The sequence below is a fragment of the Kitasatospora sp. NPDC005751 genome, assembly GCF_040630835.1.
In the GTDB taxonomy this organism is placed as follows: Bacteria; Actinomycetota; Actinomycetes; order Streptomycetales; family Streptomycetaceae; genus Kitasatospora.
In genome coordinates this window covers 21355-34609 of the sequence record NZ_JBEXYC010000043.1, presented here as the reverse complement: position 1 = coordinate 34609, position 13255 = coordinate 21355, and the positions used below count along the sequence as shown (strand labels likewise).

The 13255-nt window shown below is 76.6% G+C and carries 1 protein-coding gene; it reads right to left on the bottom strand.

The genetic code is table 11. The features are described from left to right. Window positions 1-2 precede the first annotated feature (2 nt). Window positions 3-13229, bottom strand: coding sequence for a MupA/Atu3671 family FMN-dependent luciferase-like monooxygenase (locus ABZ497_RS27700; RefSeq protein ID WP_359809076.1), 13227 nt, complete (start codon window positions 13227-13229; stop codon window positions 3-5). Window positions 13230-13255: the final 26 nt, after the last annotated feature.

Here is a 13255-nt window from a genome sequence, read left to right as displayed (position 1 = left end):
GGTCACAGCGTCCCTCGCTCGAAGGTCTCGGCCGGTGCGGCGGCGCGGGCGCGGTCGGCCATGCCGCGGATGGTGGGCCGGCGGAAGAAGTCGAGGATGCCGATCTCCAGGCCGGTCTCCTCGCGGACCAGGTTGAGCAGCCGGGTGGCGGCCAGCGAGTGCCCGCCCAGATCGAAGAACGAGGTCTCCACGCCCGGGGCGGGGACGTCCAGCTCCTTCGCCCAGAGCTGTTGGAGGCGCTGCTCCAGCTCGGTGGCGGGGGCGGTGTCCGCGTCGGCGCCGATCGGCACGGCCGGGGGCAGTGCGGCGCGGTCCAGCTTGCCGTTGCGGGTCAGCGGCACGTGGGTGACGCGGGCCCAGAGCCGGGGCACCATGTGCTCGGGCAGCCGGTCGGCGAGCTCGTCGCGCACCCGGGCGAGGGCGGCGGCCGCGTCGGGAGCTGCCGGAGCTGGCAGAGCTGCCGGAGCCTCGGGGTCTTCGGGGGCTTCGGCGGCTTCGGGGACGAGCACGACGTACGCGGCGAGCGCGGTGCCCTGCGGGCCGTGGTGCGCGGCGACGGCGGCCTGCCGCACCCCGGGGACGGCGCGCAGCACGTTCTCCACCTCCCCGGGTTCGATCCGGTAGCCGCGGATCTTCACCTGCTCGTCGATCCGGCCGAGGAGCTCCAGCGTGCCGTCGGGCCGCAGCCGGCCGAGGTCGCCGGTGCGGTAGCGCAGGCCCTGCGGGGTGCGGACGAAGGCGGCGGCGGTCTCCTCGGGGCGGTTCAGGTAGCCGAGGCCGACCTGGTCGCCGAGCACGTGGATCTCGCCGACCGCGCCCTCCGGCACCGGCCGGCCGTGCGGGTCGAGCAGCTGGACGCGGCTGCCGGGGACGGGGCGGCCGACCGGGGCGTGGTCGGGGCCGTCGGCGGAGAGTTCGACGCTGGTCATCGCATGGGTCTCGGTCGGCCCGTAGTGGTTGAACAGCCGGCACCGCGGGTTCTCCCGCAGGAAGGCGCGCAGCGCCGGGGTGAGCAGCAGCTGCTCGCCGCCGGAGACGATTTCCCGCAGGTCGGGCACCGGGGCCTCGGCCAGGGCGCCGAGCAGGCCGGTCAGGGTGGTGTGCGGGAGGTGGATGCGTTCGGTGCGGGAGTGCCGGAGGTGGTCGGCCAGTGCCCGGGCGTCGTAGCGGGTCGCCTCGTCGACGAGGACGAGGGTGCCGCCGCCGGCGAGGGCGGTGAGGGTCTCCTGGACGCAGACGTCGAACCCGCAGGAGGCGTACTGCAGGGTGCGCAGTGGGCCGTGCTGGTCGGTGTTCCAGTCGACCAGGGACCGCAGGCCGCGGTAGGGCATCACGACGCCCTTGGGCCGGCCGGTGGTGCCGGAGGTGTAGAGGCAGTAGGCGGGTGACTCGGGATCGGGGTCGACGGCGGCGGGTGCCGGCGGCACCGCGCTCTCGTCGTCGGCCAGGACGGCGGGCAGGGCGATGCCGAGCCGGTCGGTGCCGGTGCGGGTGAGCAGGACGGGCGCGCCGCTGTCGGCGGCGATCAGCCGGCAGCGCTCGGCGCCGTGCACCGGGTCGATCGGTACGTGGACGGCGCCCAGGCGGACGACCGCGAGCAGCGCGGCGACCTGGTCGGCGGAGCGCGGCAGCAGGGTGGCGACGGGGGTGCCGGCGGTGACCCCGGCGGCGGCCAGCAGCGCCGCCAGCCGCTCGGCCCGGTCGGTGATCTCGCGGTAGGTGACCGGGGTGCCGTCCGGGGTGAGGACGGCGGTGCGGTCGGCGTGCGCGGCCGCCGTGCGGGCCAGCCGTTCGCGCAGCGACGGGGTGCCGGGCAGGGCCGGGGTGGCCACCTCGCGGCCGCCGGGCAGCAGCTCGGCCACCGGGCGGGCGGGGTCGGCGACGGCGGCGGCCAGCAGCTGCTCGAAGGCGGTCAGCAGGCGCTCGACGCTCTCCCGGTCGAAGAGCGCGGTGGCGTACTCGACGTGGCAGCGGATGCCCTCCGGCAGGTTGGTGAGGAACAGGGTGAGGTCGAAGCCGGACTTGTCGACGACGTCGTCCAGCGGCCGGGCCTCGATGCCGGGCAGGTCGAGCTCGAACAGTGCGTGGTTCTCGAACTCCACCATCACCTGGAAGAGCGGGTTGCGGCTGGTGTCGCGGGCCGGGTTCAGCTCCTGCACCAGGACTTCGAACGGGAGCCGCTGGTGCTCGTAGGCGTCCAGTGCGGTGGTCCGCACGCGGGCGAGCAGCCGTTCGAAGTCGGGCTCCCCGGACAGGTCGAGGCGCAGGGCGAGCGTGTTGACGAAGAAGCCGACCAGGTCCTCGGTGCCCTCCTCGCGGTTGGCGACGGGGGTGCCGAGCACGAGTTCGTCCTGGCCGCTGAAGCGGTGCAGCACGCCGGCGAACGCGGTGAGCAGCACCATGAACAGGGTGGAGCGCCGGGAGCGGGCCAGCTCCCTTACCCGGGCGGAGAGTCCGCCGTCGAGCAGGCGGACGAAGGCGCGGCCCCGGCCGTCCGGCAGGGCCGGGCGCGGCCGGTCGGTGGGCAGCGCCAGCACCGGCAGCTCGCCGCCGAGGACCTCGCGCCAGTGCGCCAGGCTCGCGGCGTGCGCGCCCTCGGCCACCAGGGCCCGCTCCCGGGCCGCGAAGGCGGCGTAGTCGGTGGGCAGGTGCGGCAGTTCGGGGCGGCGGCCCGACTGCGCGGCCCGGTAGAGCTCGCCCAGCTCGCGGGTGATCACCACGGCGGAGAGGGTGTCGATGACGATGTGGTGCATGGCGAGGACGAGCACATGGCGCTCCTCGGCCAGACGCAGCAGCCGGGTGCGCAGCAGCGGGCCGGTGGCCAGGTCGAAGCGGTGGGCGCCCTCCTCGGCGACCAGCGCGCGGACGGCCTCCTCCCGGTCCCGCCCCGGCGGGGCGTCCTCGACCGGGAGCGGCGCACCGGTGGCGGGCAGCACCACCTGGTACGGCTCGCCGTCCTGCTCGCGGAAGACGGTGCGCAGCGCCGGGTGCCGTTCGGTCAGGGCGTGCAGGGCGCCGGCCAGCGCGCGGTGGTCGAGCGGCCCGTCCAGGGCGATGGCCTTGACCTCGTTGTACCGGGAGCTGTCGGGCAGCATCCGGTGCAGGAACCACATCCGCTGCTGGGCGTACGACAGCGGCGCGCGCCGCTCGCGGGGCCGCTGGGCGGTGCGGCGCAGCTCGTCCAGGTACGGCAGGCCGGCGGCGACGAGCTCGGGCGAGAGGCCGAAGTCGACGAAGGCGGCGATCTCGTCGGCGCCGGCGGCGCGCAGCGAGTCCAGGACGGTCCGCACGCTCTCCGGGGTGCCGATCAGCGCGCGCGAGGCGCAGTACCGCTCGTAGGCGCGCTCCAGGACGAACTCCAGGTCCTCCTCCGGGGTGTTCTCGTAGTCCAGGGTGAGGCCGAGGCTGTTGGCGACCTGCCCGAAGAGCGAGAGCGAGGAGCGCAGGTAGCCGCAGAACGGGCGGTAGGCCTGCTCGCGGGCGGTGGCGAGGTCGGCGCCGAGGTAGCTGTGCACCAGCACCACCACGCGCCCGGCCTCGGGGTCCAGGCCGTGCTCGGCCCGGGTGCGCCGGTAGAGGGCGACGTTGGCGGCCAGCTCCTCGACGCTCTGGGTCATCAGGTTGGTGATCACGCCGAGGTCGTGGCGGGCGGCCTCGCGGAAGCTGTCCGGGTTGCCGACGATCGCCGTGTACATCGGCGGCAGCTCCTGGAGCGGGCGCGGGTGCAGGTGCACCTCGATCTCCTCGCCGCTGCCGTTGCGGCCCCGGTAGGGCTCGCCGCGCCACAGCGCCCGGATGGTGTCGACCTGCCGGTGCATCAGCTCCTTGTGGGTGCCGTAGCGGTCGGGGAAGAACAGGAAGTCGTTGGGGTGCCAGCCGCTGGCGCAGCCCAGGCCGACCCGCCCGCCGGACAGGTTGTCGACCACCGACCACTCCTCGGCGACCCGGACGGGGTGGTGCAGCGGCAGCACGGCGCAGCCCGCGTTCAGTCGGACGCGCTCGGTCTCCCGGGCCAGCGCGGCGGCCAGCACCGAGGGGTTGGGGAAGATGCCGCCGAAGGAGTGGAAGTGCCGCTCGGGCAGCCAGACGGCGTGGAAGCCGTTGCGGTCGGCGAACCGGGCGCTCTCCAGGACGATCCGGTAGCGGTCCTCGGGCCGGGTGTCGAGCGGGTAGTCGCCGAAGAAGGAGAGGCTGAAGTCGACCTCGCGGTCCGGGTCGCCGGCGGGCGCGGGGACGGGGACCGGCGCAGGGACGGGCGCGGGGACGGGGGTGGGCGCGGGCAGTTCGAGGCGCGGGGCGGGTACGGACGGCACGGCCACCCCGCGCGTCGAGGGGAAGAAGCCGCCGCGCCGCATGTCCCGCAGGGAGGAGCGGACGGCGTCGGCCACGAACTCCACGTCGCCGTCGGAGTGCGCGGTGGAGAGGAAGAAGTTGCGCCACTCCCAGACGTAGACCCCCTTCACCAGCAGGTGGTGGAAGAGCAGCTCCATGTCGGCACGCGGCTCGAAGCGGAAGAGCGAGCCGAAGTGCGCCAGCCGGAGCGGGAACTCCTCCTCCTCGAAGAAGCCGTTGAGGGTGGTTGCCAGCTCCCCGGTCCGGGCGTTCAGCCGCTCCTGAAGGCCCGGCCCCTGCTCCTTGAAGTGCCGCAGCACGGCACGGCAGGCGGCCATCGACAGCGGATGCTGGATGTAGGTGCCGCCGAAGAAGGTGGTGTCGTTCGGCGGGTGGCTGGCGTCCCCGTACTGCCAGAAGCCGCCGTCGATGCCGTCCATCACGGCCGCCCGCCCGGCGATGGCGCCGATCGGGAAGCCGCCGCCGAGGACCTTGCCGTACGTCGAGAGGTCGGGCTCGACGCCCCAGAACCCGCGGGCGCCGCGCAGGTGCGGCCGGAAGCCGGTGAGCATCTCGTCGAAGAGCAGCACGATGCCGCGGCGGGCGGTCAGCTCGCGCAGCCCCCGGACGAACTCGGCGGGCTGGCGGGACGGGTGGCGGCTCTGCACCGGTTCGACGAGCACGGCGGCGATCCGGTCACCCAGCTCGTCGATGACCCGCAGGCTCTCCGGCTCCCCGTACGGCAGCACGACCAGGTCGGCGACCGCGCTGCCGGGGATGCCGATCGACACCGGGACCGTCTCGCGCTCGGTCCCGTGGCCCACCGGGCGGCCCAGCGTGTGGTCGAAGTGCCCGTGGTACGAGCCCTCGAACATCACGATGGTGTCCCGCCCGGTGTACGCCCGGGCCAGCCGGATCGCCCCCGCGTTGGCCTCCGTCCCGGAGTTGGCGAACGCGACCCGCTCGGTGCCGGTCAGCTCCGCGAGCAGTTCGGCGGCCTCGCCGGTCTCCGCGCCGCGCGGACCCAGCCGCAGGCCGCCGGCCAGGTGCTCGCGGACGGCCTCCTGGACGAAGGCGGGCTCGTGGCCGAAGAGCAGCACGCCGAAACCCATCGTGATGTCGACGTAGGAGTTGCCGTCGACATCTTCCAGCCGGGAGCCCTGCGCCCGGCGGGCGGCGAGCGGGTAGAGCATCTCCTTGGTGGCCGAGCGGAAGCCGACCACGGCCCGGCTGTCCGCGAGCACCCGGCGGTGGCGCTGGGTGAGCGCCTTGGAGGCGGCGGTACGGGCGGTGAAACGTTCGACCAACTCGTCGAGGTGGCACCGCTGTTCGCCGGTCAGGCCGCCCCCGGCCATCCCGGAGTCCCGGGCGACCGTGACGCGCGGGCCGTGCACCTGTGCTTGCGATGGGGTGGCCGGTTGGGCCGGTGTGGCGGGGAGTTCCGGTGCGACCGTGACGGCGGCGGCTGCGGCGGTGGGCAAAGCGGTCGCGGTCGGCGTGGCGGGCGTGACGGGGGCGCCGGCGAGCAGGGCGAGCTGGTCGGCCATCAGCTGGGAGAACTGGCCCATCAGGGCGAGCTGGCGTTCGACCACCGCGCCGGCCCCGTCGGGAGCGGCGGCCGCCACCGGGGTGACGGGAGCCGCAGCGACGGGGGCCGCAGCGACGGGGGCCGGGGTGGCGGGGGCCGGGGTGGGCGCCGGCTGTCCGGGCGTCGGCGCGGGCGCGGCCGGTGCCACCGCCACGGGCGCCGGTGCCGGCGCGGGCACCGCTTCGGGAGCCGCCGCCGTCGGCGCGGGCACCAGGCCGGCCAGCGCCTCGGCGCTCATCCGCCCGGCGATCAGCCCGGCCAGCCGCGCCGGGGTGTCCGCGTCCTCGAACAGCTCGCGCATCGGGACCCGCACCCCGAAGGCGCGCTCCAGGTCCCGGATCATGTTGATCATCGACAGCGAGTCGGCCCCGAGGTCGAAGAAGGGGTCCTCGGTGCCCACCGCCTCCTCCGCCACGCCGAGCTGACGCGCGGTCTGCGCGACGACCCGGCCCAGGACCAGGGCGGCCGCCTGCTCCAGCGGGTCCGGCGCGGGGGTGTCGGTCATGACGGGCTCCTCCAGGACGGTGCGTTCGGCTACGGGCGGGGCCGCCGGCCCGGGACGGGCCCCGGCCATGGTCAGCGGTACGGAACCCGACAGCGGTGCGGGCCCCGGCGCCGGTACGGTCCGGGTCGCGGTCGCGGGCGGCGATGCGGTCGAGGCCTCGGCCGTGTCTCCGGCGCCGGGCGCGGAGAACCAGTGGTAGGTACGGTGGAACGGCCGGCCCGGCAGCGGGACGCGCCGCGCGGGCCCGTCCGGCCACCGCCGGGCGGCGGCGGCCGCCGCCCAGTCCACCGGCACCCCGTGGGTCCACAGCGTGCCCAGTGCGGTGAGCAGTTGGCGCTCCGGGCCGCGACCGCGGCGTCCGCTCGGCACGAACACCGCCCCCGCGAGTTCGCGCCGGCCCAGCCCGCTCAGGGTGTGGTGCGGACCGACCTCCAGGAAGAGCCCGTGGCCGAGCCCGTCGAGCGTCGCGAGCACCCGGTCGAAGCGCGCGGTCTCCCGGGTCTGGCGGACGAAGTGGTCGGGGCCGGGCACCGTGCCCGGTGCCAGCGGCACGCCGTCCAGATTGCTCACCAGCGGGACCCGCAGCGGCCGGAGGGTGATCTGCTCCAGCCGGCGCCGGAACGCCTCCAGCATCGGCTCCATCAGCCGGGAGTGGAACGCCCGGTCGGCGGTGAGCCGTTCGGTTCCGACACCCTCCAGGGCGAGCACCGCCTCCGCTCCCGCGATGTCCCCGGGCCGCCCCGCCAGGACGCACTGCCCGGCGCCGTTCACCACGGCCAGGTCCACCCCGGGCAGCCACTCGGCGAGCGCGCCGAGGCGTTCGGCGGACGCGGTGGCCACCGTCATCGCCCCCGGCTCCGTCGAACGGTGCATCAGCCGCCCGCGCACCCCGGCCAGGAAGAGGCCGTCGGCCAGCGAGAAGGCCCCGGCCGCGTAGGCCGCCGCGTACTCGCCCGCGCTGTGCCCCGCCACCGCCGCCGGCCGCAGCCCGAACTCCTCCCAGAGCGCGGTGTACGCGGCCTGCACCGCGAACAGCGCGGGCTGCGCGGCCTCGGTGGTCCACGGCTGCTCCTCGCCGTCGGGACCGGGCTCCAGCAGCAGGGGCAGCAGCGACTCCCCCCAGGTCTCGCGGTGCAGCCGGTCACAGGTGTCCAGCACCTCCCGGAACACCGGGTACGCCCGGTACAGCCCGGCGGCCATGCCCCGGTACTGCGCGCCCTGTCCGGTGTAGAGCAGGACGGGGGCCGGTGTGCCGCGCCCGGCGTCCCGCGCCGAGTGCGCCGGGCCGGAGGGCCGCCCGGCGACGAACCCGGCGAGCGCGTCGGCGAGTTCGGCGGGCCCGGTGCCGGTGACGGCGAGCCGGTGGCGCAGCGGGCGGCGGCCCGCGCCGAGGGTGAGCAGCAGGTCGGCCGGGCGGGGCGGGTGTTCGGCGCGCAGCCGGTCGAGCACGGTGGCCGCGAGGTCGCTGAGCGCCTGCGGGCTGCGGGCCGACAGCGGCAGCAGGGCGACCGGCGGTTCGCTGTCGGGGGCGGCGGGGGCGTCCGCGGGGGCGCCGGCCGGCGCCTCCTCCAGGATCAGGTGGGCGTTGGTGCCGCCGACGCCCAGCGCGCTGACCCCGGCCCGGCGCGGGGCATCCCCGGTGGGCCAGTGCGATGCCTCGGTCGGGAGCGTGAAGGGGCTGCCGGCCAGCCCGAGAGCCGGATTGGGCCTGGTCAGGTGGGTCACCGGCGGGATCGCCCGGTGGCGCAGCGCGAGGACGGCCTTGATCAGACCCGCCATCCCGGCGCAGGTGTCCAGGTGGCCGATGTTCGGCTTGACCGAGCCGAGGGCGCAGAAGCCGACCGCCCCCGTACGGGCCCGGTAGGCACGGGTGAGCGCCTGGACCTCGATCGGGTCGCCGAGCGGGGTGCCGGTGCCGTGCGCCTCGACGTAGCCGATGCTGTCGGCCGGCACGCCCGCCACGTCCAGTGCCCGGCCGACCACGGCGGCCTGGCCGTCCAGGCCGGGCGCGGTGTAACCGACCTTGCCCGCACCGTCGTTGTTGACGGCGGAGCCGAGGATCACCGCGTGCACGGTGTCGCCGTCGGCCAGCGCCCGGTCGAGGCGCTTGAGCAGGACGGCGGCGACGCCGTTGCCGCCCACCGTTCCGGCGGCCCGCTCGTCGAAGGCCCGGCAGACGCCGTCGGGCGCCAGGATCGAGCCCTCCTGGTAGCGGTAGCCGGCGGCCTGCGGGACGTGCAGGGCGGCGGCGCCCGCGAGGGCGAGGTCGCTGTCACCGGTCAGCAGCGACTGGACGGCCAGGTGGACGGCGACCAGCGAGGTGGAGCAGGCGGTCTGCACGCCGACGGCGGGCCCGGTGAGGCCGAGCCGGTAGGCGACCCGGGTGGCCGCGAAGTCGGCCTGGTTGCCGATCGCCACCTGCAGCGCCTCGACCGGCCGGGCCGGGTCGGCGGCCGTGCCGATGGCGTGCTGGAGGTAGCCGCGCAGCGAGTACAGCGTCATGCCGGTGCCGGCGAAGACCCCGACCCGGGTGTCCGGCGCGGTGTCGCCGTAGCCGCCGTCGTCCAGGGCCCGGGCACAGGTCTCCAGCAGCAGCCGCTGCTGGGGGTCCATCAGGGCGGCCTCGGCGGCGCTGATGCCGAAGGCCTCGGCGTCGAAGTGGCCGATGTCGGCGATCGGCGCGGTGACCGGGACGAAGTCGGGGTGGCTGTACTCCTCGGCCCGGATGCCGGCGGCGGCGAGCTGCTCGGGGGTGTACCGGGTGGTGCTGACCACGCCGTCGACGATGTTGCGCCAGTACTCCTCGGGGGTGTCCGCGCCGGGCAGCCGCAGTGCCAGGCCGATCACCGCCACCCGCCGGTCGGCGGGCACCTCCGGCGCGGGCGCGGCGGAGGTCGGTGCCGGCTCCGGCGCACCGCCGGCCAGCCGGGCCGCCAGCGCGTCCACGGTGGGGTGCCGGAACAGCGCGGTCGGCTCCAGCCCGGGCGCCGGGCCCGCCGCCAGCGCGGCCTGGACTCGCATCAACTGCACCGATCCGAGGCCGAGTTCGTGGAAGGGTCGGCCTGGGTCGACCGGTTCGCCGAGGACGGCCTCGAAGGTGTCCAGCACGGCGCGGCGCAGCTCGGCCGGGGCGGGCGCCGCCACCACCGGGCGCGCCGGACCGGCGGCGGGCGGCTGCGGGGCGTCGGCGACCAGCCGCGGCTCACCCGCCAGCAGTCGGCGCCGGGCGGCGGGGCGGGTGCCGTCGGGACCGGCGTAGTAGTGACCGGGCGGGGCCGCGAGCAGCGCGGTGGCCAGCCGCCGGCCCTCGGCGGCGTCGAGCACGGCGATCCCGCGCTCGGCGGCGGCCGCGTCGTGGGAGGCCTCCCGGTTCATCCCGACACCCCGCCACAGGCCCCAGGAGACCGTCCAGGCCGCGACCCGGTGCTCCCGGCGCAGCCGCTCGACCGCCGCCTCCAGGGAGCGGTTGGCCGCCGCGTACCCCGCCGAGCCGACCGCCTCCTGGAACCCGATCATCGAGGAGTAGCCGACGAACTGGGCACCGGGGCGGGCCGCCACCAGCTCGGCCAGCGCGTCGGTGCCCGCGGTCTTGGCCCGGACGGCCTCCTGCCACCGCTCGGGTCCGAGCTCCTCCAGCAGGCCGATCCGGTACTCGCCGGCCAGGTGCAGGACGCCCTCCAGCGGCGCGCCCCAGGCCTGTTCGGCCTCGGCGACGGCGGCCGCCAGGGCCCGGCGGTCCGTCACGTCGGCCGTCCGGTACTCGACCCGGCCGCCGGCCCGCACCAGGCGCTCCAGCGCGGCGCGGCGCGCGGCCGCCGCCGGACCGCCCGCGGCCGGGTCGGTGCGCCCGACCAGCAGCAGGTGCGGGCCGTACCGGCGGAGCAGTTCCGGGAGCAGTTCCCCGGCGAGGCCGCCCAGCCCGCCGGTCACCAGCCAGCGGGCGCCGGGGGAGAGCAGCGTGCAGGCCGGTGCGGCGGCGGCCTCCGGCGCGGTGAGCGGGGCGAGCGGGCCGAGCCGGGGTACGTAGGGGCGCCCGTCACGCCAGGCGGCCTCGGGCTCGCGCCGCGGGTCGGCGAGGAAGGCCAGCACGGCCCGCGGGTCCGCCGGGGCGTCGGCGGGCAGGTCGAGGTGGCGGGCCCCGGCGAGCAACCGCTCGGCCCGGGCCCCGGCGGTCAGGGCCGCCGTCGGCGCGGCGACCGGCCGCGGCAGCTCGCCGTCGGCGAGCGCGTGCAACCCGGCGCTGACAGTGACGAGTTCGACCCCGTCCGGACCACCGCCGTACCGGTGGGCCAGCGCCCGGGTCAGTCCGAGCAGGGCCTCGCCGCACAGCACCTCGTCCGGCTCGGCAACCTGCGCCCACAGGTGCAGCACCCGGTGCGGGCGGCGGCCGGCCGCCTCCAGCTCGTCCAGCAGCCGCGGCCAGCTCCCGGCCCGCCGCTGGTCGAGCGCGTAGCCGTCGCCCAGCCGGGCGAAGGACTCGGCCTGGGACGCCTGGACGGTGTCCGGCAGCAGGGCGGCGAGTGCGTCCGACAGCGTGCCCGGTCCGACCGGCCCGAGCAGTAGGACGGTCCCCGGCGGTGGCACCGGCGCGGCGTCCGGCGCGGGCCGGGGCTCCCAGGCCGCACGGCGGACGACGTCCGGCACGGTGCGGGCGTTGCCCTCGGCGAGGTCGAGGCGGGTGATCAGCGCGTCCAGGCCGCCGTCCAGCAGCCGGGCGCGGATCGCGGTGCGCTGGATCTTGCCGCTGGTGGTGCGGGGGAAGTCGGCGGCCGGGACGGGCAGCACCAGCGCGGCCGACAGCCCGAACCGCTCGGCCAGCGCGGCCCGTACGGCGCCCGCCGTCCGGTGCGGCTCGCCCGCCTCCGGGGCGGCCACGAAGAAGACCGCCAACTGCTCGCTGCCGCTGCGCTCGTCGGGCACCCCGCACGCGGCGACGTGACCGGAGAGCACCCCGTCGACGGCGGACACCACGTCCTCCAGGTCGTGGCAGAAGTGGTGGACGCCGTTGATGATGATGATCTCCTTGCGCCGACCGGTGAGGATCACCTCCCCGTCGCGCAGGTAGGCGAGGTCCCCGGTGTCGAACCAGCCATCGGCGGTGGCGGATTCGCGGTCGGCCCGCGGATTGTTCAGGTAGCCGGGAGTGACCCGGCCGGAGGAGACCTGGAGCCGTCCGATCCGCAGCTCGGGCAGGACGGCGCCCCGGTCGTCGGCGACCCGCAGCCGCGCGCCGGCGGCCGGGCGGCCCATCGAGAGGAAACGGGTGGCCGCCTCGTCCGAGCCCTCCGGCAGCGGCCGCAGCGCTCCGGTCAGCGAGTCGGTGGCCAGGACCTGGACGGCGCCGGGTTCGCCGTAGCGCTTGTAGGTGATGACGGTGCAGGTCTCGGCCATGCCCCAGGCGAGCAGCAGGTGGTCGGGCCGCAGCCCGGAGGGGGCCAGCCTGGCCAGGAACTCCTCGGCGACGCCCTCGGTGCACTGCTCGCCCGCGTTGATCAGGGACTTGACGGCCGAGAGGTCCCAGCGCCGCTCGGGGGCGGCCCGCAGCGCCTCGGCGACCAGGCGGTAGCCGAAGTTCGGCGACCAGGAGTGCGCGGCGCCCCGGCGCTCCAGCGTGTCCAGCCACAACAGCGGGTCGGCGAGGACGAGTTCGGTGGGGATGTGGGTCTGGTCGCAGGCCGCCACGACGTCCCGCAGGTGGAACATCAGCAGGCCCGCGACATGGTCGAGCGGCAGCCAGTTGACGGTCGGGTCGCCGGGCGCGAAGCCCTGCTCGCATGCGCCCGCCACGTACTCCAGGATGCTGCGGTGGCTGATCCGGATCGCCTTGGAGCGCCCGGTGGAGCCGGAGGACAGCTGGAGGATCGCGACATCGCCGCCGGCGCCGTGCGGCGCCGCGGGCGGCTGCGCGGCGGAGCGGTCGACCGGGATGACCCGCAGACCGGCGGCCCGCGGGTCGAGCCGGCCGATGCCCGCGAGCCCGGCGACGGCCTCACCGGCGGCCAGCACCGGCGGGTGCTCCAGCGTCTCCCAGGCGTTGACCAGCTTCTCCAGGACGGGGCCCGGGCGGTCGTAGCCCGGCGGGCGGGCCACCGTGACGGGCAGGACGCCGCCCAGCAGACAGGCCCAGAGCGCGGGGAAGTAGTGCTCCAGGTCGGGGACTTGGAGGATCGCGCGGTCGCCCGGGCCGAGGCCCGCGGCGGTGAGGGTGCCGAGCACGCGCAGCGCCCGGTCCAGCAGCTCGGGGTAGCGCAGGGTGGTGGCGCCGCCGTCGGCGCGCACCAGGTGCAGGCCGCGTTCGGGGTGCAGCCGGGCGGCGCGCAGCAGCGCGTCGGGCAGGTCGGCGGGGCCGTCGGGCAGCGCCGTCAGGACGGGTCCGACGGCGACGGCGGGCTCGCCGGCCGCGGGCTCGGGCTCCGCCGGCGGCTCCGGTGCGGCCGGCGCGGCGGCGCCGAACGGGCGCCAGCGGCCGGTGAGTTCGCTCAGGTGCCGGCGGGCGGGGCGGGGGTGCTCGCGCGGGTCGCGGGCGGCGGCCAGGGCGGCGGCGTCGGCCGCCCCGTCGGCGGTCCGGGGGATGCCGTCCACCAGGCGGATCTCCGCGTCGGGGGCGTCCTCCAGCAGGTGGGCGGCGGCCCAGCGGCGCAGTCCGGCGTGGTCCCGGTCGTCGGCCGGCACCAGGTAGACGATCGGCTCGGCGCCGCCCGGGGAACCGCCGGGGACGAGGGCGCAGTCGGCCAGGCCGGTGTGGCGCAGCAGCCGGCCCTCCACCACGTCGGCTCTGGGGCGGTCGGGGCCGGGGACGCTCATGCGGGTCGTACCTTCCTGGGCTCTGC